Origin of the sequence: Bacillus sp. EKM420B (genome assembly GCF_011065565.1) — a bacterium.
Taxonomy (GTDB): domain Bacteria; phylum Bacillota; class Bacilli; order Bacillales; family Bacillaceae; genus Bacillus; species Bacillus velezensis.
Map to the genome: position 1 here is coordinate 14,294 of NZ_JAAMNX010000004.1, position 25,505 is coordinate 39,798.

A 25,505-nucleotide genomic window follows, 5' to 3' on the forward strand; every position below is an offset into this window, starting at 1 on the left:
GGGGACTAACCATGAAAAAAACAGTGAATCTGCGCCTGACGGCAGAGCATCCCATTATGAAAAACCATCTTGTTCACGGACAATCTGTCATGCCCGGTCTGGCCTATATTGATATGCTGTATCAGCTGGCAAAGCAAAGCCTTGATCTTTCATTCCGTTCCATCTGTCTGAAACGGGTGACCATTTATCATCCTTTATCAGTGAAGCGGTCAGAGCGGCTTGATGTGAGTGTCATATTCAGTAAAGAAAAGGAGTTCTGGACTGCCTCGATTTGCGGGGCGGATTCCGGGACGGTTTTCTTATCAGCGGAGATGCATGAAGGAGTCTTCTCACCAGACAGGCGTCTTGACGCAGGGGAGAAAAAACAACAAGCCGCACTTCCATCAGTCTCTTTGCATGCGGTTTACGAAGACGCGAGAAGCCGCGGACTGTCGCATGACGGGCTGATGAAGCCGGAGGGAGAGATCTATGCTTATGAAGAGGAATGTTTCCTTGATATTCGGCAGTCTGATTCATGCCGGGAAAATCTTCCCGGCACGCTCTTTCATCCCGCGCTGATGGACGGTGCCGCCATGGCCTCCGGCGTATTGCAGACAGCTGCAGGCGCCGAGTTATTTTTACCGATTTATTATGAGTCGTTTATTGCCGCTGAGACCGTTACGGAGCGCTGTTACGCGGTGATTTCGAAAAAGTCCGGCACGCCTTCTGAAATGGTGAAAATGGATATTGACTTTTACAACCTCAGCGGTGCGCATATTGCTTCACTGCTCGGCCTGACAGCCAAAAAGGTGCGGACAGACCTGCAGCTGATACCAGGCGTTCAGCAGATGGAGGAAACCTTATACCGCATTTTCTCGACATACGTAGGCAGTCCTGTCACAAGAAATGATGCGCACACCGTGTTTTTTGAATTAGGTCTTGAATCGTCACAGCTTCTGGCCATTATTAAAGACATCGAAGGGGCGTTTGATCTGCGTCTGAATCCGACTCTTTTATTTGAGTGCAGCAGCATATCCGAACTGCTTGAAGACATAAAAACAAAAGGAACAGATGAATCTTCCGGCCTTGTCGCGGATGCAGCACCGGTCTCTGAAACGCAATCAGGCAGTCAGACATTTACTTTCTATGAACATGAAGCATTCCTTCAGGATCATCTGGTTTTCGGCAAACCGGCACTGATGGGTGTAGTGTATCCGTGTCTGGTGCTTGAAGCATCCGGAGCATCTCGTTCCGGCACGTATCCCGCCGAGCTGAAAAATATCCGCTTTACGGGCGGGCCCGTCACGCTGGAGCCGGGAGAGGCCGCACAGATTGACATTTCATTTGCGGCAGAAAAGAGTGCCGAACGCTTTACCGCAAGCTGCACTGTCTCCGGTAAAGAAAGCCGGAAGACATGTGCCGAAGGAGAAATAAACAGATATACAGAGGCACCCATAAAAAAATCATATGACGTTGAACAAATGAAGTCGCATGCACAAAAGGTGGCGCCGGATGTCATTTCCCGTCTGTACGATTCGGTTGCCGACTTCACGATAGGCCCGATGCTGAAAACGGTAACGGCGGGATACAAAATGAGTGAGAGCTCCTTTTTATTGCAGCTGGACTTATCAGGAAAAAAAGAAAAAGGCGATCTGCATCACTTTGCATTTGACCCGCTTATATTGAATTCATGTTATATGTCGCTCGGTGAAGAAGAATTGCAGCTGAAAAAGCGGATTCATGTCCCGCTCATGATTGAGAGGCTGACGCTTTACGGACCTGTCATGTCTGATACCGTCTATGTGGTGAATACAATCAAACATAAAAAAGACGGGTTTCTCTCATTTGATGCCGCAATCCTCAGTCATACCGGGGAACAGCTGGCGGAATTGAAAAATGCGTCTGTGAAAGAAGTCCTTCAGCCAAATCGGCTTGAAAATGCGTCTTTTGCCCCGTCCGGGAATCAAAGCCGTCAGAAAACGAAAGGAAAACCGCTGGATATTGCCGTTGTCGGGATTTCCGGCAAGTATCCGCAGGCCGATGATATCGATGCGTTTTGGGATAATCTCAAACAAGGAAAGGATTGTATTACCGAAATTCCGAAAGACCGCTGGAAATGGGAACATTACTTTTCCGAGGACCGTACGGCGCCGGGAGCGATCTACAGCAAATGGGGCGGATTCATTGACGGGATCGCCGAGTTTGATCCTGAGTTTTTTAAGATTTCCCCCCGGGAAGCGGAACACCTTGATCCCCAGGAGCGGCTGTTTTTAATGCATGCGTGGATGGCCATGGAGGATGCGGGATATACGAGGACATCACCTGAACTGGGCCGTCAGGTAGGCGTGTATGCCGGTGTCATGTATCAGGAATACCCGCTATTCGCGGCTGAAGCGGGAGTGAAAGGACGGCATATCGGGCTCCCCGGCGGGATTTCATCCATTGCTAACCGTGTCTCCTATTTTTGTGACTTTCAAGGGCCGAGCATTTCGGTCGATACGATGTGTTCGGGTTCGCTGACTTCATTGTACATGGCGTGCCGGGATCTGCGGGATCATCGGGTTCGCGCGGCGCTTGCCGGCGGAGTGAATCTCACCGTTCATCCTAACAAGTACTTCATGCTGAGCCAGGGGCAGTTCATCTCATCTAAAGGACACTGCGGGAGTTTCGGCGCCGGGGGTGACGGCTATATTCCGGCAGAAGGTGTCGGGGTGCTGCTTCTTAAACGTTTAGAAGACGCCGTACAAGACGGAGATCGGATTTACGGCGTCATTAAAGGAGCTGCCATTAATCACGGCGGGAGAGCGAGCGGTTACACCGTACCGAACCCCAAGGCGCAGAGTGCAGTCATTTCTCAAGCTTTACAGGAAGCGGGGGTATCTCCGGGCCGGATCAGCTATGTGGAAGCGCACGGGACAGGGACAAAATTAGGCGATCCGATTGAAATCCGGGCTTTAACCGAGGCATTCGGTGATGTTTCTGAAACATGTCTCATCGGGTCTGTCAAATCAAATATCGGACATGGGGAATCGGCAGCAGGCATCGCCGCTGTCACAAAAGTGCTGCTGCAGATGAAGCACAAACAAATCGCTCCATCTTTGCATGCGGATGTTTTAAATCCGAATATCCAATTTGACGAAGGTCCGTTTTCCGTCTGCCGGGAATTAACAGATTGGAAACGGATTGCAGCAGACGGAGCAGAACAGCCGCTCAGGGCGGGGATCAGCAGCTTTGGTGCGGGCGGTTCTAACGCGCATATCATTATTGAAGAATATGAGGCTCCTGTAAAACAAGCAATCAGCGGCCAAGAGCCGGCTGTCATTCTGCTGTCTGCGAAAAATGGGGAGCGTCTGACAGAATATGCGGAGCGCCTTCTTGCTTTTCTTCAAAAGAAGCATACGGATAAGCCGGACTTATTTGATGTCGCTTATACTTTACAAGCGGGGCGGGAAGCGATGGATGAGCGGCTGGCTTTCATTGCGGACTCCCTTAAGGAGCTGGAGGACAAGCTCAGATCGTACTTGGAAAATGAAAACGCACCGCATCTTTACAGGGGGCGGGCGAAGCGAAATCATGAGACAGTGGCTGTGTTTGAATCTGATGAAGATTTGCAGGAAGCCATGGTCAAATGGCTGAAAAAGAGAAAGTACGGTCATTTGCTGAAAATGTGGGTGCAGGGAGTCGATGTGGACTGGAACTTGCTATATTCGGGACAAAAACCCCGGAGAATCAGTCTTCCCGCCTATCCGTTTGCAAAGGTCAGATGCTGGATTCAAGATGAAGCCGAGGCGGTTTCAAAAAGGGATGACGGCAAAATGGTGATCCATCCGCTCCTTCATGAAAACACATCCGATCTTTGGGAGCTGAAATTCACCTCTGTTTTTACCGGACGGGAATTCTTTTTCACTGATCACACAGTCAATGGACAGAAGGTGCTCCCGGGAGCCGCCGTGATCGAAATGGCCAGAGCGGCCGTTGAGCGTGCCGCATACGCTGTGCCGGACGGACGTAAAGGAATGTATTTGAAAGATCTCATATGGATGAGGCCTGTCGTTCATAAGGGGACGGATGTAGAAGTCCATATCAGCCTTATCCTTAAGGAAAATGAAGACATTGAATTTACGATTTACAGCCTATCGGAAGAACCTGGGGGAGAACGGATTTTATACAGTAAAGGCACCGCGGTATCAGGAGAGATAGCAGCGGTTCCGTCTGTTCATTTAGAGGGCTGGCTGTCCGGCTGCAGCCAATCGGTTATGACGTCTGATGAGGTTTATCAGGCTTTCCGGCATGCGGGTATGATATACGGGCCGAGCCATCAAGGCATTGATCAGCTGATGATCGGAGAGAGGGGGGCTGCAGCCCGGCTGTCGCTGCCGGAAACGGCAGACAGTACCGCCGATCAGTTTGTCATCCATCCGAGCCTTCTGGATGCCGCGTTTCAGGCGTCACTGGGGGCCGGTTCAGATACTGCCGGAGACACTCCGATGCTGCCGTTTTCCCTGCGGCAGGCAGAAATATTTCAGCCGACTCAGAAAACGATGTGGGCGCTTGTCCGCAAACAGAGCGATCGGTCAGATAACGGAGCGCTGACGCTGGATATTGATTTATGTGATGAAAACGGCGCTGTTTGTATGAGATTGACAGGGTTCTCCTGCCGGGCTGTCCGGCAGACAAACCAAACCGAAAGCAAACGGCAGGAAGTTCAGACGGCGATGCTTGCCCCTGTTTGGGACAAAACTTTCTTTTCCCTGGAAGAAAATCGAGCGGTTGATCAGGAACAATTGCTGATCATCGGAAAGCCGGGAAATACCATAAAGGCCGCGGCAAAAATGTGGCCCCGCGCCCATCTGGCGGAGACGCCGGATCATTCAAGCGAGCAAACATTACGTGAATTGACAGCCGGGTATCAAGATATCCGCCATTTCTTATGGATTGCGCCGGATCGTTTCGCACCCGCATCTGTCAGTCAGGAAATGCTTGATGAGCAGGAGAATGGGGTGATTCAATGTTTCCGTTTCATCAAAGCGCTGCTGTCACTCGGGTATGGAAACCGAAACATCAGCTTTACAGCGGTCACCCGGCAGACACAGTCCGTGTATCCGGGTGATCTGCCGCAGCCTGAGCATGCAGGCGTACACGGTTTGATCGGCTCATTGGCAAAAGAATATCCGAACTGGGACATCAGGCTGATTGATGCAGAAGAAGGCAGTGATTCGTCTGAGATGAAAAACATCTGGCACCTTCCTCCAGATCCGGACGGAAATGCTGCCGCGTACCGTAACGGAGCTTGGCACAAGCAAAAAACAGTCCGGGTGCTGACAAGTTCCGCTCCGCGTATGTCGTACAGAGAAGGCGGCGTTTATGCTGTCATCGGCGGAGCGGGCGGCATCGGAGAAGCATGGAGCAAATACATGATCACCCGTTACAAGGCACGGATGATATGGATCGGCAGGCGGCCGAAGGATCAGGAGATTCAGAGCAAAATAGACAGGCTGGCGCTATCAGGCCCCGCGCCGCATTATATACAGGCTGATGCTCAAGATGCCGCAGCGCTTAAAGCGGCCGTCCGTTCCGTAAAAGAGCAATACGGCAATATAACGGGAGTCATCCATTCCGCGATAACGCTTGCCGACAAAAGTATGGCGAATATGGATGAAGCTTCTTTCAGAAACGCTTTTTCAGCTAAGGTGAATACGAGCGTCCGAATGATCGAAGCTTTTAAGGGAGAGCCGCTTGATTTTGTGCTGTTTTTCTCATCCGTTAATTCTTTCACAAAAAATGCCGGGCAAAGCAACTATGCGGCAGGATGTACATTTCAAGACGCCTTTGCCCGCCATATCGCTTCCTTGCTTGATTGTGAAGTGAAAGTCATGAATTGGGGATATTGGGGCAGTCTGGGCGTTGTATCAGACCCGTCTTACAGAAAACGGATGGAGGCGTCAGGGATCGGTTCTATTGAACCCGATGAAGCAATGGAGGCGCTGGAAGTCTTACTATCAGAACCGTTCAGCCAAGCGGCATTCATCAAAGCTGCTCCGCACGGCTTAGCCGCACTGACGGATCAAGATGCAATATCGGTTGTATCCGGCCCGGAGCCTTCATTTATGGAAAGCGTCAAGCGGCAAAATCCAGATCGGAATGAACGGCTTGAGACTTTAAAACGAGAAATGGAGTTGCGCATATGAACAGCCTTCTTTGCAAACTGCTCTTTTACCAATTACAGTCAATCGGGTTTTTCAGCGAGCCTGTCACCACACCTGCAGCATCCATGGGGAGCGCCGGCGTGATCGGCACATACGGCAGATGGCTGGAAGAAAGCCTGAATCTATTAAAAGAAAACGGATATATCGCGTATGACGGATACACGATCACTCTTCTCGCGGATCAGCGCCCGGACGGCCGCACAGTCTGGAATGAGTGGAATGCCCATAAACGCCTGCTTCCCAAGGGGGAGCTTGCACAAGCTGAATTGGCCGAGGCGACGATAAAAGCGATGCCTTCAATTTTAAAAGGAGAACGTCCGGCTACGGATATCGTATTTCCCGATTCATCAATGCGGCTCGTTGAAGGTGTTTATAAGCATAATCCCGTTGCGGATTATTTTAATGAAGTGTTAGCAGATTCCGCGGCCGCTTACCTGAAAGCCTATCTTACAGAACATCCCGATGCCCGTATCAGGCTGATAGAAGTAGGGGCCGGGACGGGCGGAACGAGCGCCATGCTGTTTACAAAACTGAAACCATTTGCAAAACAGATTGCGGAATATTGTTATACGGATGTTTCTAAAGCTTTTTTAATGCATGCCGAACAGGAATACGGACCTGATGTGCCGTATTTGACAACAGCCTTGTTTAATGCAGAGGAGCCTTGCGAATCACAAAATATCAAAACGGGTGTTTACGATATTGTCATCGCCGCCAATGTGCTTCACGCCACAAAAAATATCGGTTTGACACTACGCCGTCTGAAAGCGCTCCTGAAATACAACGGGATGATTTTGATAAACGAAATCAGCGATCGTTCTGTTTTTACCCATTTAACCTTCGGGCTGCTTGACGGCTGGTGGTCCTATGAGGATGCTGAGCTTCGGATTCCGGGAAGTCCCGGCCTATATCCAAAATCGTGGGAGCGTGTGCTGCATTCGGAAGGATACAGAGCGGTTTGTTTCCCTGCTGAAACGGCTCATGATTTAGGTCAGCAGATTATCGCAGCTGAGAGTGACGGACTCGTCCGGATGCAAGGGATCAGAGACGGCAGAAAGCCATACGCCGCCCCGGCCGAAGTTTTCCGAAAGCCCGCACAGCCTGCTTCCCGCAGCCGCGCGCCAGAGAAGCATCAAGCTGTTAAGGCTGATGGGGAATCGGTCGCTTCCCATGTCTGCTCTGTCATCAAAACAAGTATTGCCGATGTATTAAAAATGAAAGAAGAGGATATTCAGGAAGAATTGAATTTCTCTGAATACGGCATTGATTCCATTTTGGGCGTCAATGTGATTAACGAGATTAATAAGCGATTGAATCTTACACTGCAGACAACGATTTTATTTGATTACTACCATGTGAAACTGCTGACCGGTTATATCTCGGCAGAATATGAAACCGCCATAGCCTCATCTCTGGAGACCGAAAGAGCGAAAATCCGCCCGGCGCTTCAGGAAGAATGGCCTAATGAAAAACCTTTGCAGACGGAAAGAAAGGAAAACGGTTATCAGAAACCGAAACAAGAACGTATGCCGCTTTCTTTCGCAAAGTCCGATGACTCGGAAATGTTCCGGGTTGTGATTGACCGTCCGGGCGGCATTGAAGATCTGACGATTGCCCGCAGTGAAGTGCCCGAGACAAAAGATGACGAAGTTCAAATAGCCGTCCGCGCCTTTTCTTTAAACTTCGGAGACTTGCTTTGTGTCAGAGGGCTGTATCCGACGATGCCGCCTTATCCGTTCACTCCGGGATTTGAAGCAAGCGGCGTCGTGATCAAGACAGGGAGGCATGTAACATCCGTCATTCCGGGAGATGAAGTGATTGTCGGCATGGGAGAGGAATTTGGATCTCAGGCGAATCTCATCACATGTAAAGAACATCAAGTCTATCATAAACCGGCCCGGCTGACCTTTGAAGAAGCATGCGCTCTTCCCACCGTGGCGGTGACAATGATAGACGCCTTCCGGAAAGCCGGACTTAAAAAAGGCGAAAAAATATTAATTCAGACCGCGACGGGAGGAACGGGGCTGATCGCGGTGCAAATGGCCCGGCATATCGGCGCGGAAATATATGCCACGGCCGGATCACAGAAAAAAATTGAGTATCTGCATTCGCTCGGGATCCACAATACCATTTGCTATTTGGAAGAAGATTTTGAAACGGAAATCATGCGAATGACCGGCGGCCGTGGGGTGGATGTGGTCATTAATACCCTGGCCGGTGATGCCATGCAAAAAGGAATGAACTGCCTGGCGCCGGGCGGAAGATATATCGAAATTGCCATGACTGCGCTGAAATCCGCTAAATCAGTCGACTTGTCCGTCCTTCATAACAATCAATCGTTTCACAGCGTGGATTTGCGGAAGCTGTCTCTTCAAAATCCGGATCAGGTCAAGGACTATCAATTGGAACTGCAGCGGCTGGCGGAAGAGGGAGTCATTCAGCCTGTCATCTCAAAAATCTTTTCCTTTGAAGATATAAAAGAAGCGTATCACTGTCTGGATGACCGCGGAAATATCGGGAAAATCGTCATCAGCGTTTCTGAGCCGTATCAAATCACGTACCGCCCCGAACAAAAGGATCCGGCCGAAACGGTAAAATCAGCAGCTGTGTTACCTGAAAAAGAACCGATCGCGATTATCGGGATGAGCGGGCGGTTTGCTGAATCGGAGAATGTCCATGAGTTTTGGGAAAACTTAGCCGCCGGACGGGATCTGATTAAAAAAGCAGACAGATGGGATGTCTCTGACAGTCAATGCCAGTATGGCAGTTTTATAGAGGGCATTGAATGTTTTGATCCCGTTTTCTTTCATATATCGGGACGTGAAGCGACCTATATGGACCCGCAGCAGAGGCTGTTTCTGGAAGAATCATGGAAAGCGCTTGAAGATGCGGGATATGCGGGAGACTCGGTAAGAGGCCGGGAATGCGGCGTGTATGCCGGCTCCTGCGGCGGAGATTACCAGGCCATTTTTAAACAGCAGGGGCCCGCGCAGGCTTTTTGGGGCAATCACAATTCCGTCACTCCGGCAAGGATCGCCTATCACCTTAATTTACAAGGGCCGGCGATCACTGTTGATACAGCATGTTCCAGTTCGCTGACAGCCATTCATTTGGCATGTCAGGGGCTCTGGACGAAAGAAACGGAAATGGCGGTGGCGGGCGGGGTTTTCATTCAATCCACTCCCGCTTTTTATCAGTCGTCAAATAAGGCGAATATGCTGTCACCGACCGGGCGCTGCCATACGTTTGATCAAAGCGCGGACGGCTTCGTGCCGGGTGAAGGCGTGGGAGCCGTGGTGCTGAAACGTCTTAGCGACGCCGTTAGTGACGGAGATCATGTGTACGGCGTCATAAAAGGTTCTGCAATGAATCAGGACGGCGCTACAAACGGAATAACCGCTCCAAGCGCGCTTTCTCAAGAACGATTGGAGCGGCATGTCTATGATACTTTTCACATTAATCCGGAAACCATTCAAATGGTGGAAGCTCACGGAACGGGCACTGCACTGGGCGACCCGATCGAATTCAGCGCCTTAACGCGCGCTTTCCGCCGCTATACGGATAAAAAAGGATATTGCGCCATCGGCTCTGTGAAAACCAACCTCGGACATGCCGCTGCGGCCGCGGGGATGGCCGGGCTGTTTAAAATCCTGCTGTCGCTGAAGCATCGGCAGATTCCGGCTTCCCTGCATTTTCATCAAGCCAATCAGCATATTCAATTTGCGGACAGCCCGTTTTTTGTGAATGAAAAGCTGATACCGTGGGAACGGAATTCGGATGCACCGCGCAGAGCCGCCATCAGTTCATTCGGATTCAGCGGAACAAATGCCCATCTTGTGATTGAAGAGGCGCCGCAAACCGTGCGCCGGTCACCGGCAAAACCGGCCTGCCTCATTCCTTTATCTGCGCGGACGGAGCGTCAGCTGGAAATTCAGGCAGAACGCCTGCTGGATTCACTCAGCAAGAACAAAGACAGCGATCTGGGAAATATAAGTTATACGCTCCTGCTCGGCAGAAAGCATCTGCATCACCGGTTTGCCTGTATCGTAAGCAGTGCGGACGAACTGAAGCGGGTATTATCGGAGTGGCTTGTAAAAAGAGAGCTTCCGGGTGTGTTTGTGTCCAATTTGAAGGATCAGAAGCCGGCAGACGAAGCCGAAATGAAAACATTCGGAATGGAGTGCATTGAACAGTGCCGCTCGGCGGCTTCGCCCGCGCAGTACAGAGAAAGCCTGGCACATATCGCTGACCTTTTTTGCAGAGGATATGATCTTCCTTTTACACGGCTTTTTGACGGAGGACAATATTATAAAACGCCGCTGCCTGCCTACCCGTTTTTAAAAGAAAGGTATTGGGCGGCTGATGTAAACAGTTCTTTACCAGGCCAAGCCATGAAAAAGTCTGAAACGCAAACCGTTCCCCCGTCTTCGCCGCAGTCTGAACATGAAGGTCTGATTTCTCTGAGTCCTTTAACTGAGATCGAAATGACAGCGTTTGAATCGGAGACATTGCAAAAACCGATCGTCTTACAGCCTTTGGATTGTACTGTTTCTGTCCAGCAGCCGGAAAACGCCGTTTCCGAAGACAATAGAACATTGCTTGAAGAATTGAGGATAAGCCTGGCAGATATTTTATTTTTGTCACCGGAAGATATTGATGCTGATGAGCCTTTCATCGACATGGGGCTTGACTCCATTATCGGGGTTGAATGGATACAAACAGTAAATAAAACGTACCACACTGAGATTACTGCCAATAAGGTGTATGAACACCCGACGCTTGAGGAGCTTGCGGAATATATAGCGGGGCAAATAACGAAACCCGAGTATGCTGAAGCGGAGGAAACAGCGGTACGTCCGCAAATCCCGGAAGCAGAAACTCCCCTTATCGGCATCTCTGACGGCACTTTGCGCAAAGAGCTCAAAGAAAGCCTTGCGGACATCCTGTTTCTGAAGCCGGAAGATATTGATGAGCATGAGGCATTCATTGACATGGGGCTGGATTCTATTATCGGTGTGGAATGGGTTCAGTCCATTAATAAAACGTATCAAGCGTCTATTACGGCAAATCTGGTCTATGAATATCCGACAATCGCAAAATTAGCCGGGTATCTGACCGGTTCTGTCCAAAAAGACACTGAGGAAGTACATGGGGAACATACGAAACAAAACGATATATCAGAAGAGACAGATGATCAAGAACCGCCCGAACTGATCTGTCTTAACCCGGGAGGAAAGGGAAGACCGATTTTCTGGTTTCATTCCGCGCTGGGGGCAGTGGAGCTGTACCAGCCTGTTGCCGAACGGACCGGGCGTCCTTTTTACGGAATTCAGGCAAGAGGATGGATGACAGACCGGGAACCGATCCGCGGCATTAAAAACATGGCGGAATATTACGTTAAGCTCATACGTACCGTGCAGCCCCGGGGTCCTTACGATGTAGGCGGCTATTCATTAGGGGGCATGCTCGCTTATGAAGTCACCCGGCAATTGCAGCTGGCTGGAGAAACCGTTGAGTCAATCGTCATGCTCGACTCCTTTGACTCGGCGGGTGCGCGGGAAATAAACATTCCTGATGAATTATTTGATAAAAATATGATGCTGCAGACGGTGAACATGGCTTTATTTGCACCAATTTATCAACATCCGGAACGCATTTCTGAAACCTTGATTCACCGTGATGAACTAGATGCCGATCTTCATGAAGAGATATTTTTAGAGCAATTAATAGCAAAAGCCAAACAGCGGGGGTTAACGAAGACGGACGCGTTGGTGAAAAATCTGATCAGGCAGAATATAAACGTTCAGGACGCTTACGAAATCACTGATTACGAACTCCTGCCGCTTCCTGATCCGAACGGGGTGACATGCTATTATTTCCGAAATAAAAACGGTATTTTCTTGGGTGAGCTTGATCCGTATTTTACGATCAGGGCCGATATTTTATCCGCTGATTTCGTCAACTACTGGAGCCAGTGGCAAGAGCATATGACAAACATCGCCATCATGGATGTGGCGGTATCCAACCATATGACGTTATTGGCTGAAGACAGCGCAGCCGAAACGATTTCTGAATTTTGCGGCGTTTTATATTCGGCAGACGGAATGACAGAACACAGCTTTCTGCAGCTGCAGGAAAAGATACTGAACGTGCATGGTGAGATGCTGAAGCAGCCCGCCAAAACAAGACCGTAAATTCACATATCCGCCCGCCGGGTTTACTCGTAAGCTTTGGCGGGTCATTTCAAATCTTGGACACATCTTGGAGGAATGAAAATGACCAGTTTAACAAAAATCAGACAGCAGCAGCCGTACAAGTGGTACCAAACGATGAGAGAAACCTCTCCCGTTCATTACAATGAAAAGGAAGATTGCTGGGAAATCTTCACCTATGATGAAGTGAAGCGGGTGATTTCTGACTACAGTCATTTTTCTTCCGATCATAAATACTTAAGTGCGGACAAGCAGGAAAAAATGATCCGGCATATTAACAAAGACAGCCTTTTGAAAATGGACCCGCCTGAACACACCGTCTTCAGAAAATTGGTCAATCAGCCGTTCATGCCGAAATCGGTTGAGTCTCTTGCACCGCGTATAGCCGCTATCGCTGATGACCTGCTTCAGGCCGTCCGTTCAAAAGGCAGGATGGACATTATTGAAGATTACGCATTTCCGCTTCCGATTATCGTGATCGCAGAGCTTTTAGGATTTCCTCCGAAAGACAGGGATATCTTTAAAAGCTGGGTCGACCAAAGCCAGAATGTAAAAGATGAAAAGAAAATGAATGAAGTGCAAAAGCAGATGATCGGATACTTCATGCAGTTTATTTTACAGCGGAGAAAACAGCCGCAAAATGATTTAATCAGCCATTTAATTTCAGCTGATTTAGACGGAGAGCCGCTGTCAGACAAGCAATTAATCGGTTTTTGCGGCTTGTTGATCGTCGCGGGGCACGTAACGACGGAAAATGTGATCGGAAATTCATTTCTCAGTCTCAAGGAGTTTCCGCATATTCTGCCCCGGCTGCTTGAAAATAAGGCGCTCCTTCCTGACTTTATTGAGGAAGTCATCCGCCTCAGACCTTCCATTCAGCGGGTAACCCGCTACACCGCGGTTGAGAGCGAGATTGGCGGAAAAACGATTCCGGCCGGAGAAAAAGTGTATGCGTGGATTGGATCGGCGAACAGAGATGAAAAGAAGTTTGAAAATGCCGATCAGATTGACTTGGGACGAAAGCCGAATCAGCATCTGTCATTCGGTCAGGGCAGCCATTATTGTTTAGGAGCGCCGCTGGCCCGGCTTGAAGCGAAAATCGCGCTTTCCCACTTTTTTGAACAGATGCCCGCATGGCGTTTTACTGAGGATCAAGAGCCGAATCTGGTTCCGAGCCCTGTATTTCACGGCGTTGACAGGCTGCTTGTTGAGTTTTGAACGAAAAAATAAAAGAGGCTTCCGCAGGAAGCCTCTTTACTCTGGGGGCTTGGAGAAATGAATGTAGGAATCGAAGCAATGAACGTGTTTGGCGGAACCGCGTATGTAGACGTCATGGAGCTTGCGGAACATCGGAACTTGGATAAAAAAAGGTTTGAGAACCTGCTGATGAAAGAAAAAGTGGTGGCGCTTCCGTTTGAAGATCCGATTACGTTCGCCGTAAATGCCGCAAAACCGATTATCGACTCTCTGTCAGAAGAGGAACGGAATCAGATTGAAATGGTCATTACCTGTACGGAATCCGGGATTGATTTTGGCAAATCCATCAGTACATACGTCCATGATTATTTGCAGCTGAAGCGGAATTGCCGGTTATTTGAGGTGAAACAGGCTTGCTATTCTTTAACGGCCGGGTTTCAAATGGGCGTGAATTTCATCTTATCGCAAACATCGCCGGGAGCGAAAGCGCTCATCATCGGAACGGATATTTCCCGCTTTTTAGTGGCTGAAGGCGGTGACGCGTTGACGGAGGAATGGTCCTATGCCGAACCGAGTGCGGGGGCGGGAGCTGTGGCGCTTTTAGTCAGCAGCACCCCTCATGTCTTTTTGCTTGATCAAGGCGCAAGCGGGTATTACGGGTATGAAGTCATGGATACCTGCCGCCCGATTCCGGATAGTGAAGCGGGGGATGCTGATCTGTCGCTCATGTCTTATTTGGACTGCTGTGAAAAATCATTTCAGGAATACCGAAAGCGTGTGAGCGGGGCGGATTATAAGAATACATTTCAATACCTTTCTTTTCATACTCCGTTTGGCGGAATGGTAAAAGGAGCGCATCGGACGATGATGAGAAAATTGGCAAAGGCTAAGCCGCAAGACATTGAAGCGGATTTTCAGCAACGCGTGCTGCCTGGGATTCAATACTGCCAGCGCGTCGGCAACATCATGGGGGCCACTGTATTTTTATCTCTTGCCAGCACGATTGATAACGGCTCTTTTGAAACGCCGAAACGCGTCGGCTGTTTTTCATACGGTTCGGGCTGCTGCTCTGAATTTTACAGCGGTGTCGTTATGCCGCAAAGCCGTGCGCGGCAGAATCAATTTCAGATCAGCCGGCATTTGGATGAACGCGTCCGTTTATCGATGGCTGATTATGACCGGCTGCTCCAAGACAGCGGCATCGTAAAATTCGGCACAAGAAATGCCGCGCCCGCAGCAGACATCCCGAATGCGCATCAAGGAAAAACGCGATTAGTGCTGACTGAAATAAAAGAGTTTCACAGAAAGTATGAATGGACGACCTAGTATAAGAGCCGGAAAGACTTGAGTATTTTTAAAGAAACGGAGAATAAACATGAATCCAATGATTGATGTACAGGAAACAGAACCGGGCATTGTGCAGGTCACAATGCAGGATACGGCCGGGAAAAACGGGCTGTCAGAAGAGTTTGTAAGAGAGCTGCACCGGGTATTCCAAGACATCAATGCCCATCCGTCCTATAAAACCGTCCTTCTGACGGGTTACGGAAATTATTTCTGCACGGGAGGAACGCAGGAGGGGCTTTTGACCATTCAGAGCGGAAAGCTTCAATTTACAGATTTAAAGCTTCACAGTCTTTTATTGGATTGCAGGATCCCTGTGATTTCCGTCATGCAGGGGCATGCGATCGGAGCCGGCTTTACGATCGGTCTGAGCTCGGATTTCGTGATTTTAAGCAGAGAGAGTTTTTATTCTTGTAATTATATGAAGTACGGATTTACACCGGGAATGGGCGCGACGTATATTGTGCCTGAAAAACTGGGAATTGTCCTCGGGGAAGAAATGCTGTTTACGGCCGCGAACTTCAGCGGCGCCGCTCTGGAAAAACGGGGTGTTCCGTTTGAAGTGCTGCCGAAAAAAGACGTCCTTCAAAGAGGCCGCGAATTGGCCCGGCTGCTGGCGGATAAACCGAGAGCCTCACTGGTTGCGCTGAAAACCAATGTGACCGCACGCATCAAAAGAGAGCTGGCAAAAGCGGTTGAGGAAGAGGTAAACATGCACGAAGCCACATTCCATCTTCCTGAAGTAAAAGAGAGAATCAGCCGTTTATACGGCAGTTAAACAGAATGAAAAAAGCATGGGATGCCCCATGCTTTATGACTGGTCCGTCTTTTGCAGAACGGAGCCTGCGAATTGTTCTTTAATTTCGGCGCTCCGGGCTGCGGTTTCTGCGATGCAGTGCATGATGGCTTCTTCAAAGCGGCGCTCGTCTAATGCGCGAAGGCCTGCTTCAGTCGTGCCGCCGGGGCTTGTGATTTCCTTGCGCAGGCGTTCAGGCCGTTTGCTGCTTGTTCTGAGCATTTCCGTCGCCCCGGCCATGGTTTGTAAAATCAGCTCTTTTGCCGTTTCTTCCGGCAGGCCGGCTTGAAGGGCGGCCTTTTCCATCGCTTCGACATACCGGTACACATAGGCGGGACCGCTTCCGGCAATGGCTGTGACGGCATCAAGGTGTTTTTCTTCAAAGAGCGTCGCTTCTCCGATTGTTTCCAGAAGCTCTTTTGCCGTCCGGATTTCAGCTTCACTCGCCTCGGAGCTTGCGGAAAAACCGGTCGCCGATTGCTGAATGGCCGCGGATGTATTCGGCATCGCCCGGATGATGGTGAGCTTTCTGCCGAAATATTGCTGAATCGTGTGAATCGTCAGCCCCGCGATGACAGAAATCACAAGCTGATCTTTCACGTATTCGCGAATGTTCTCAATGCTTTCTGCCGCATCTTTCGGTTTAAAGGCGAGAACAATAATGTCGGTATTGCTGAAAAACTCTTCTTTATCCCGGCACGGTTTCACTCCGTACGTTTTTTGGAGCTCTTCAAGCCGGCTGTCATTTGACCGGTTTGTCATATATATATGTCCGGGGGCTGTCATTCCGCTTTGCAGCAGTCCGTTCACTATTGCTTCCGCCATTGATCCGGCCCCGATAAAACCGATTTTCTTCATATAAATCCTCCTTCTTCTAAAACACAAAAAAACCTTCCCGTCAAAAAGGACGAAAAGGTTTCGCGGTACCACCTTACATTAGCACGAATCAGCCGTGCTCAGCTCAAATCCCGTAACGAGGGGATACGTTTAGGTTTTCCTAACCGCTCTGAGGGCAGGTTCTGTAAACAAGAGGGCCGCAATGTCTTTCAGCCGGGGACATTGCTCTCTGCTGCCGTTGTTTATATACTAGTTCCTCGTCGTCGCGTTCCGTGTTTTCTAGTTTGTTGTTCATTATGCTATGCGAAAGAGCGGGATGTCAATCTTTTTTTCCGATATGCGGCAATAATGACACAGTGAAAAGAAAACGCTAAAATATGATTATTCAGGAATGAAAAGAACGAAGGAGCGTAAACATGGCAGCGAGAAAGATCATTCCGATACGTGTGCCGACTCCGTTTGCAGTCGGCGACGTTATCGTTTATTTAATAAAAGATGAAGCCTTAACCCTTATTGACTGCGGCCCGAATACAAAGGAAGCGGCTGAATCGCTCTCATTTCAGCTTAAGGAACACGGCGTTTCTGCGGCGGATATAGAACAGGTGGTGCTCACTCATCATCACGCAGATCATTCAGGTCTGCTGCACCTTTTTTCCGAGGATACGGAAGTGATCGGGCATCCGCTGAATGACAGGTACATTACTCAGGATCAGTCGTATATCGCCCGGCAGGAGGACTTTTTTCTGTCGCTTATGACTGAAATGGGCGTTCCCCTGACGCCTGAAGACATACATAAAACAGTTAAGCTGTCATACTTATTTTCAGCAAACCGTCCGTTAACGAAAACAGTGGGAGAAGGCGGAAAAATCGACGGGCTTAACGGCTGGACGGTGCTCGAAATCCCGGGTCATGCCGCTTCTCACATTGCGCTCTACCATGAAAAAAGCGGTGAAATGTTCAGCGGCGATCTGCTTTTGTCCAACAGCTCCACCAATCCGATTCTGGAAGCTCCGGAAAAGGGGGGCGTGCGCGCGGCCCCGATGCTCGACTACTTGAACTCAATGAAGCGGCTGTATGACGTAAACCCGTCCTTTTTATATCCGGGACACGGCGATCTGCTGACAGACGTAAAGCCTGCTTTTGACAGGCGGCTTGAAAAACAGAGAAACCGGTCGGAATATGTGCTGCGCCTGTTGTCAGAGGAAACGCTGACGGCTTTCCAGGTATGCCGGCGGCTGTTTCCGGCTGTGTACGAAAATGAATTATTTTTAACGATGTCAGAAACGATCGGCCATCTTGACGTACTGGCTGCAAAAGGGAAGGCCGAATCCTTTCAGTCGGGAAGCACTCTGATGTTTAAAGCTGTGAAGGGGTGAAGGAAATGGGCAGATTAACGGATAAGCGGATTTGGATCACCGGAGCATCCGGCGGACTCGGAGAACGGCTTGCATATTCCTGCGCGGCAGAAGGGGCTCATGTTTTTTTATCCGCCAGGCGGGAGGACCGCTTGCAGGAAGTGAAAAAAACCATTACCGCGCGCGGCGGACAGTGTGATGTCATTCCGTTTGACGTCCGGCATGCAGAAGAGGCTGAAAACGTAAGGCGTTTGATCGGTCATGTTGACGTATTAATCAACAACGCCGGCTTCGGCATTTTTGAAACGGCCGCTGATTCATCTTTGGAGGATATGAAGGCAATGTTTGAAGTCAACGTCTTCGGATTAATCGCCTGTACGAAGGCCTGTCTTCCGGTGATGCTTCATGCGAAAAGCGGCCATATTATCAATATCGCCTCACAGGCCGGCAAATTGGCGACGCCGAAATCAAGCCTTTATTCCGCTACGAAACACGCCGTTTTAGGATATTCCAATGCGCTGCGGCTTGAGCTGGCCGGTACGGGTGTAGCTGTGACAACGGTTAATCCCGGTCCGATCAAAACAGACTTCTTTACAATTGCAGATAAAGAGGGCGGTTATGTGAAAAGCGTCGGCAGATGGATGCTTGATGCCGACCGTGTGGCAGAGCGTATTACATCCGTGATTCTGACGGATAAACGGGAAATGAATCTTCCGCGATGGATGAGCCTCGGGACGAAGCTGTATCAGCTTTTCCCTTCGTTTACAGAAAAACTGGCCGGCCGCGCATTAAAGAAAAAGTAACAAGGGGGAGAAAGGAATGTCCGACCGGGATATACACAAGGCATTGATGACAGAGCCTTTAGTCAGGCAAATGGCGGAGGCGCGTGAAGTATTTTGGATCAACCCGCATAAAACCGATGATCCGGTAAAGAATGGCGCTGAATGGAAAGAGGAGATTGCCGAAGCGGAAGAAAGGCTGCGCCGGTTTGCGCCTTATATCGCATCGGCTTTTCCGGAGACGGAAGCGGCGGGAGGCCTCATTGAGTCTCCGCTTGTCTTCATCAATGAAATGAAAAAGCGTCTGGAACAAAGCGCCGCTCAGGCTTTCCCCGGGCGTCTGCTTTTGAAATGCGACGACGAACTTCCGATTTCCGGTTCCATTAAAGCGCGCGGCGGGATTTACGAAGTGCTGAAGCATGCCGAAGACCTCGCGGTAAAAGCGGGAATGCTCTCAACAGACGATGATTACAGCATATTGACTGAAGAACGGTTTACCGCTTTTTTCTCAAAATACTCTATAGCCGTCGGTTCTACGGGCAATTTAGGTCTGAGTATCGGCATAATCGGCGCGAAGCTCGGCTTTTGTGTGACCGTTCATATGTCCAGTGACGCAAAACAGTGGAAAAAGGAGCTGCTCCGGGAAAAGGGGGTTCGCGTCATCGAATATGAAGCAGACTACAGTCTGGCTGTCAAAGAGGGGCGCATGCAGGCGAAGCAGGACCCTTATTGTTATTTTATTGATGATGAGCATTCCCGGGATCTGTTTTTGGGGTATGCCATTGCGGGATGCCGTGTGAAAAAGCAGCTCGATCAAATGAACATAAAGCCTGGTGCAGATGAACCGCTTTTCGTTTATTTGCCGTGCGGGGTCGGAGGAGGCCCGGGCGGCGTCGCGCTTGCGCTAAAGCTGATCTATGGCGGGCATGTCCATATTTTTTTCGGTGAGCCGACGCATTCACCGTGTATGCTGTTAGGACTGTTTTCCGGCTTGCATGACGGAATCAGCGTGCAGGATATCGGCCTTGATAATCAAACAGCCGCCGACGGACTTGCGGTGGGAAGGCCGTCCGGACTGGCCGGCCCTCTGATGGAGCCTATACTCAGCGGCTGTTATACCGCTGATGACGGCACGCTTTTTTCGCTGCTTTATCAATTAAGAGCGGCCGAGAATAAGAGCCTTGAACCCTCTGCACTTGCCGGTATGGCCGGAGCCGTCAAGTTCGTTCAGACCGAAGCCGGTAACCGTTATATAAAAGAGCGGGGGCTTGAGATGGAAAATGCCGTGCACCTTGTGTGGAGCACCGGCGGAAGCATGGTTCCCAAGGAGGAAATGGAAGAGTACAGCCGGATCGGTTCCTCATTTGTGAAAAAAATGGGCAGACAGTGAGGCGGTTTTCCGTTACAATCTTTGTAAGCGTTTGTTTTTTAATCGGAAAGCCATACAGAGAGATTGGTGTGAATTGTGAAAAGTAAAGAATTGAACTTACATACATTGTATACGCAGCACAGCCGCGAGTCGTGGGCCGGATTCGGCGGCCATCTTTCCATTGCCGTTTCAGAGGAAGAAGCCAAGGCCATAGAGGGGCTGAATGACTACCTGTCGGTGGAAGAAGTAGAAACGATTTACATTCCGCTTGTGCGCCTGCTCCATCTTCATGTCACGTCTGCCGCAAGACGGAATCAGCATGTCAACGTGTTTCTGAAACATCCGCATTCAGCGAAAATCCCGTTTATCATCGGAATCGCGGGCAGCGTCGCCGTCGGCAAAAGCACGACGGCGAGAATTTTGCAAAAGCTTCTTTCCCGTCTGCCGGACAGGCCGAAGGTGAGCCTGGTGACAACCGACGGTTTCTTGTATCCGACGGCGGAATTAAAAAGGAAAAACCTTCTGTCCAGAAAGGGATTTCCGGAAAGTTACGATGTGAAAGCGCTGCTTGAGTTTCTGAACGATATAAAGTCAGGGAAAGAGAGAGTGGAGGCGCCCGTATACTCCCATCTTACCTATGACAGGGAAGAGGGCGCCGTCGAAGTGGTTGAAGGTGCGGATATCGTTATTATCGAAGGAATCAACGTCCTGCAGTCGCCGACCTTAGAGGACGACAGGGAAGATCCGCGGATTTTTGTATCGGATTTCTTTGATTTTTCGATTTATGTGGATGCCGAAGAAAGCCGGATTTTCACGTGGTATTTGGAGCGTTTCCGTCTTTTGAGGGAAACCGCTTTTCAGGATCCGGCCTCTTATTTTCATAAATTTAAGGATTTATCTGATGCAGAAGCGGATACCATGGCCGCCTCCATTTGGGAGAGCGTCAACCGTCCGAATCTGTATGAAAATATTCTGCCGACAAAATTCAGGTCGGATTTGATTTTGAGAAAAGGTGACGGCCATAAAGTTGAAGAGGTGTTGGTAAGGCGTGTGTGATGTAAGGAGGAAGCGAATATTATGATGCATCATATTGAATTGTATGTATCTGACTTGAAAGCCTCCACCCGGTTTTGGGGATGGTTTTTAGGTGAGCTCGGTTATAGGGAATTTCAAAATTGGGACTCCGGCATCAGCTGGAAAAACGCAGGATTTTATGTTGTGCTTGTCCAGACAAAGGAGCGTTTTTTAACACCGGAGTACCACAGATGCCGGGTCGGACTGAACCATCTGGCTTTTCATGCTTCATCAAGAGAGCAGGTTGACGAGATGACAGAAAAGCTGCTTGCCAGAGGATGCCCCGTGCTTTACAGGGACCGCCATCCATATGCAGGCGGAAGCACGCATTACGCCGTATACACGGAGGACCCGGATCGGATAAAGGTGGAGCTGGTTGCGCCTGCCTCTGATTCTGAATGAACTATACCTTTTCGTTTTTTTCTTCGCGCAGCGCGTCGAGTTTCTTTTCGATTCTGTCCAATTGTATGCGGCGCTGCTTCAAGCTTCTGAATACGTATATCACGGCAAACAGGAAAAATGCGGCTGCAATAAATGAGATCAATTGAAAAATGACATCACCGATGTTCATCTTTTTTACCTCCGTGTGCGGCGGGCGCTTCTCTGAGCCCGCCATTTTTCATTTTAGTGTCTCTCTAGCCTTGTTTTTTTCTGAGTATGAACAGTTTCTGCATGTGGCTTATGACCACTTTTGCGGCCGCATATCCCGGAATGGCCAGCAGCATCCCGGCAATTCCTGAGAATTTGCCGGCGGCAAGCAGAAGAAAAATAATGGTCAGCGGGTGAATGTCCAGCTTCCGTCCCATAATTTGCGGGGAAATCAGCTGGCTTTCAAGCTGCTGGACAATGACGACGACCGTAATCACCAGCACCGCCTCGGTCGGTGAATCGAACAATCCGACAATGACTCCGGGAAATGTGCCGATCCAAGGCCCGATAAACGGAATCAGGTTTGTCACCATGGCGAACGCGCCCAGAACGAGCGGATAATCGAGCCCGATGATAAAATAGCCGATTGTGACGAGAACGCCGACACAGAAACTGACGAGCAGCTGTCCTTGTATGTATGAACTGAGAGCTTCATCCATGTCCCGAAGGATTTGTTTTCCTTCTTTTTGATGTTTTTCCGGAAGAAGCCGCAGCAGTCGCCGGGGGGCTTTATTTCCTTCTTTTAACATGTAATACAGCGCAAACGGAATAATGGCTGCGGTGATGGCGGCATTGGCAGCCGTACCGGCCAGGCTGCTGAGAGAATCAGCGATTGAACCGGAATAATTTGCGGCTTTGTCCGCTAATTTTTTTAAGGAATCTCCATGCTGAAGCCGGGAAAACCATTTGCTGTCCTGAAGATGCCCGATCCAATTTTCAGCTTTTGCGGAAAGTTCCGGAATATGATCTGTGAAGGCTGTAAACTGTTTTTGAACGGCAGGGCCCGCCGTATAAAGGAAGAGGACAAAAAGGCCGGCTGTTCCCGCATAAATCGCTAAAATCGCGATTCCTTCGGGCAGCTTTAATTTCGCATGCAGCACTCTGACAAGCGGGCGGCACAAATAGTAAAGGACGCCCGATAATACAATGGGCGGAAACAAGGTTTTAACCGTAATCACAACAGGCTGGAACAAAAAGTCTATTAATGTTCCGAGATAAATGATGAGAAATAACAGAAGAACGGCATAGCCGATCTTGAAATAAGGCCCGACAGGCATATCCTGCACCACGCAATCTTTAAGGGTTTACTCTCGGACGTTTCCCTTATCGCCCGGTGCATAAACGTCCGTGTCAGGAAAACTGCCCCTGATTGGTGACGTAATCGTAGATAATATCTTCTACATGGGCATGGAGATCCTCATCGGGTTCTTCATTCCTTCTTTCTTCTAAAGCTTTTTTTAAACTCTGTTTTTCATAGGGGCTCAGCGGATCTGTCGACACATTCCGTCCATACTGGCGGAGGGCTTGTCCCAGCATTTTTTCTATAAATTGATCCATCATATATTCTCCTATTCTTGTCATTCATCTTTATTCTACTAAATATCATGTGATCCTCCCACTCTTCTATCATATTTTCTGTCAGGACGATTTAGGCTTTTATTCCAGTTCAGCCGAGAGAATAAGATGAAACGGCAGCGTTAACGCATCTTCATCGTTTATGATTTTTAAACGTTTTTCGTCATGCCTCACTTGTTTTACCCATCCCCAAAAGCGGCGGGGGCCGTGTGCTGAAGCATAGGTGACCGAGATGGCTCTGTCTTCTTCAATCGACGCCGCAATGATGCGGTTCATGTCGTTCAGTTGCTCTGCGCTCAGTTCCGGAGGCCGGAATTCCCGTTCTTTTCGTTTTTTCGCAAGCAGCTGCTCCCGATGTTCGGGCAGCATCATCCGGCTTGATTCCCACATGACATTATACCCGGGTGTTAATTTGTTCGGATTCATGTATATCACCTCAATTATTTGTAATGCCCGCCGATTTTTTCAGCCCGGTGAAAGGCTTGGCCGGCCTCTGTCAGTGAAGCGGCATGGAGGAGCGACGCAGGGCCGTACCGCTCATGAATATCATCCAATACTTTGCCGAGACTGATCTTTTTTTCCTGAGCATCAAACAGGCTCAGCTGAACATAATCACAGGGCTCCAGCTGGGAAAGGGAGACGCCGGCGCTGCGGACGGGCTCACCGTTCCAATGCTCTTTGAAGAGCTTGACCGCCGCTTTAAAAATATCCATTCCGAAATTAGTCGGAGACACCAGCTTTCTCTGTCTGTGAAAACCTGAAGGGAATTCAAAATCAGCGCCTCTGATGCTGACCGAAACCGTATGGCCGATGTATTGTTTGAAACGGGCGCGGCGGGCCACTTCTTCGCTTAACTCCAGCAGCACGACTTTGATATCCTCAAAGCGGCTGTAGTCTCTCGGGAGGGTCATGTTATGGCCGATCGCTTTTTGCCGGCTGTGCGTGTTGACGGTGACCGGAGAGGGATCGATGCCGCGGGCTGTCCGCTGAAGCAATTCGCCGTTAATGCCCCAGCGTTTTTTCAGCAGTTCGGCGGGGTGCCCGGCAAGCCCGCCGATTGTGCTGATGCCCATCCGTCTTAAATGATGCTCCATCCGTTTTCCGATGCCGAATAATTTTCCGACCGGCAGCGGCCACAGATCCTCCCTGATATTTGACATATCCAATCTGTAGATGCCTGATGCGTTTTTTTTGGCAAAATGGTCGCAAGCCATTTTCGCGAGCGCCTTATTCGGTCCGATGCCGACACGGGCATAAATTCCGAATTCACGCATAATCGCTTGCTGAATGCTTTCGGCAATTGTAAAAGGATCACCGAACAGCCGCCTGCTTCCGGTCACGTCGAGAAACTGCTCATCGATGGAGTAGGGTTCTACAAGATCGGTATATCGTTCAAACAGTTCGGTAATCATGACGGATACATCAATATACCGCTGCATCCGGGGACGGACAATAACGGCGTCGGGACATTTGGCCTGCGCTTCCCACAGCCGTTCGGCATTTTTTACGCCGTATCGTTTGGCGAGCGGACAAGCCGCAAGCACGACGCCGCTGCGTCTTTCGGGATCTCCCGAGACAATCACGGGCCGGCTTTTGAGATGAGGCGCTTCCGCTTTTTCTACAGACGCATAAAACGATTGCATATCAACAAGAAGAATATAAGCCATAAAAAAACCTCCGGGAACGTTTGTTCTGTTTTTCATTGTACCCGAACAATGATCACGTTTATACTGGTAAATCATTCCCCGGCTGGAAGACGTGCTGATTCGTTTGCTTGAAAAGAAATCATTTACAATTGCAAACAACCCACATATAATTTTTTATATTCCAATGAGAAGAGCTGACATTCATTTTGCCGGGCGAAAAGGAGAGTCAATCGATAATGGATATTCGAACAATTACCTCTGAAGACTATGAAATGGTTACGTCTGTTTTGAATGAATGGTGGGGCGGCAGGCAGATGAAAGACAAACTGCCGCGCTTGTTTTTTGAACATTTTCAGGACACAAGCTTTATCACGTACGGGCCGGAGGGAATGACCGGTTTTTTAATCGGTTTTCAGTCACAATCAGACCCTGAGACAGCCTACATTCATTTTTCCGGTGTGCATCCGGATTTCAGAAAAATGCAAATTGGAAAACAGCTCTACGATCGATTTATGGAGACGGTGAAAAAAAGGGGCTGCACAAAAGTCAATTGCGTGACGGCACCGGTCAATAAAGTATCAATCGCTTATCATACAAAATTAGGCTTTGAAGTTGAAAAAGGAACCAAAACCGTAAACGGAATCCCTGTTTTTGCGAATTATGACGGTCCGGGAGAAGACCGGATTCTGTTTGTGAAATATATGTAG

The 25,505-nt window shown here is 49.5% G+C and carries 17 protein-coding genes; 11 read left to right on the forward strand and 6 right to left on the reverse strand.

Features of this window, described 5'->3' with window-relative positions; genetic code table 11:
* Nucleotides 1-11: 11 nt before the first annotated feature.
* The 5 genes from G9F48_RS13040 to G9F48_RS13060 all read left to right on the forward strand — a co-directional run bounded on the left by G9F48_RS13040 (nucleotide 12) and on the right by G9F48_RS13060 (nucleotide 15,716).
* Nucleotides 12-6,167, forward strand: a complete 6,156-nt coding sequence (locus tag G9F48_RS13040; protein ID WP_165409599.1) for a type I polyketide synthase — start codon at nucleotides 12-14, stop codon at nucleotides 6,165-6,167.
* On the forward strand, nucleotides 6,164-12,379 hold the full coding sequence (locus tag G9F48_RS13045; protein ID WP_165409600.1) for a beta-ketoacyl synthase N-terminal-like domain-containing protein: 6,216 nt from the start codon (nucleotides 6,164-6,166) through the stop codon (nucleotides 12,377-12,379). Before G9F48_RS13040 ends, G9F48_RS13045 begins: the two co-directional genes overlap by 4 nt.
* An 81-nt stretch (nucleotides 12,380-12,460) precedes the next feature.
* Nucleotides 12,461-13,615, forward strand: a complete 1,155-nt coding sequence (locus G9F48_RS13050) for a cytochrome P450 (protein WP_003153276.1) — start codon at nucleotides 12,461-12,463, stop codon at nucleotides 13,613-13,615.
* Between the two features lie 57 nt (nucleotides 13,616-13,672).
* Complete coding sequence (locus tag G9F48_RS13055) at nucleotides 13,673-14,920, forward strand: hydroxymethylglutaryl-CoA synthase family protein (protein WP_165409601.1); 1,248 nt, start codon at nucleotides 13,673-13,675, stop codon at nucleotides 14,918-14,920.
* Nucleotides 14,921-14,969: 49 nt separating this feature from the next.
* Nucleotides 14,970-15,716, forward strand: coding sequence for a polyketide synthase (locus G9F48_RS13060; RefSeq protein ID WP_077722557.1), 747 nt, complete (start codon nucleotides 14,970-14,972; stop codon nucleotides 15,714-15,716).
* Between the two features lie 33 nt (nucleotides 15,717-15,749).
* Here the strand turns inward: G9F48_RS13060 and proC are convergent, their stop codons facing one another.
* Nucleotides 15,750-16,592, reverse strand: coding sequence for a pyrroline-5-carboxylate reductase (gene proC / locus G9F48_RS13065; protein WP_165409602.1), 843 nt, complete (start codon nucleotides 16,590-16,592; stop codon nucleotides 15,750-15,752).
* Nucleotides 16,593-16,987: 395 nt separating this feature from the next.
* Between proC and G9F48_RS13070 the strand changes: the two genes are divergently transcribed.
* From G9F48_RS13070 to G9F48_RS13090, 5 genes are all read left to right on the forward strand, one after another.
* Nucleotides 16,988-17,947 (forward strand): MBL fold metallo-hydrolase, encoded by a 960-nt coding sequence (locus G9F48_RS13070; RefSeq protein WP_071391654.1) that lies wholly within the window; start codon nucleotides 16,988-16,990, stop codon nucleotides 17,945-17,947.
* Nucleotides 17,948-17,952: 5 nt separating this feature from the next.
* Nucleotides 17,953-18,729, forward strand: coding sequence for an SDR family NAD(P)-dependent oxidoreductase (locus tag G9F48_RS13075; RefSeq protein WP_101312002.1), 777 nt, complete (start codon nucleotides 17,953-17,955; stop codon nucleotides 18,727-18,729).
* Nucleotides 18,730-18,745: 16 nt separating this feature from the next.
* The gene (dsdA, locus tag G9F48_RS13080; RefSeq protein ID WP_165409603.1) at nucleotides 18,746-20,095 is read left to right on the forward strand and encodes a D-serine ammonia-lyase; all 1,350 of its coding nucleotides are present in this window, start codon (nucleotides 18,746-18,748) and stop codon (nucleotides 20,093-20,095) included.
* Between the two features lie 75 nt (nucleotides 20,096-20,170).
* A complete protein-coding gene (coaA, locus tag G9F48_RS13085; protein ID WP_165409604.1) occupies nucleotides 20,171-21,130 on the forward strand; it encodes a type I pantothenate kinase in 960 nt (319 codons plus the stop codon).
* 24 nt (nucleotides 21,131-21,154) lie between these two features.
* Nucleotides 21,155-21,550, forward strand: coding sequence for a VOC family protein (locus G9F48_RS13090; RefSeq protein WP_156735282.1), 396 nt, complete (start codon nucleotides 21,155-21,157; stop codon nucleotides 21,548-21,550).
* A 1-nt stretch (nucleotide 21,551) separates the two neighbouring features.
* On the opposite strand, the gene G9F48_RS13095 is transcribed toward G9F48_RS13090, so the two are convergent.
* The 5 genes from G9F48_RS13095 to G9F48_RS13115 all read right to left on the reverse strand — a co-directional run bounded on the left by G9F48_RS13095 (nucleotide 21,552) and on the right by G9F48_RS13115 (nucleotide 24,819).
* Nucleotides 21,552-21,719 (reverse strand): DUF4083 family protein, encoded by a 168-nt coding sequence (locus tag G9F48_RS13095; protein WP_159354341.1) that lies wholly within the window; start codon nucleotides 21,717-21,719, stop codon nucleotides 21,552-21,554.
* Nucleotides 21,720-21,783: 64 nt separating this feature from the next.
* Nucleotides 21,784-22,854 (reverse strand): AI-2E family transporter, encoded by a 1,071-nt coding sequence (locus tag G9F48_RS13100; protein ID WP_165409605.1) that lies wholly within the window; start codon nucleotides 22,852-22,854, stop codon nucleotides 21,784-21,786.
* Between the two features lie 73 nt (nucleotides 22,855-22,927).
* Nucleotides 22,928-23,134, reverse strand: a complete 207-nt coding sequence (locus tag G9F48_RS13105; RefSeq protein WP_003153294.1) for a YqzH family protein — start codon at nucleotides 23,132-23,134, stop codon at nucleotides 22,928-22,930.
* A gap of 99 nt (nucleotides 23,135-23,233) precedes the next feature.
* Nucleotides 23,234-23,578, reverse strand: coding sequence for a YolD-like family protein (locus G9F48_RS13110; RefSeq protein ID WP_015388046.1), 345 nt, complete (start codon nucleotides 23,576-23,578; stop codon nucleotides 23,234-23,236).
* A gap of 14 nt (nucleotides 23,579-23,592) precedes the next feature.
* Nucleotides 23,593-24,819, reverse strand: a complete 1,227-nt coding sequence (locus G9F48_RS13115) for a DNA polymerase IV (RefSeq protein ID WP_165409606.1) — start codon at nucleotides 24,817-24,819, stop codon at nucleotides 23,593-23,595.
* A gap of 215 nt (nucleotides 24,820-25,034) precedes the next feature.
* Between G9F48_RS13115 and G9F48_RS13120 the strand changes: the two genes are divergently transcribed.
* On the forward strand, nucleotides 25,035-25,505 hold the full coding sequence (locus tag G9F48_RS13120) for a GNAT family N-acetyltransferase (protein WP_003153297.1): 471 nt from the start codon (nucleotides 25,035-25,037) through the stop codon (nucleotides 25,503-25,505).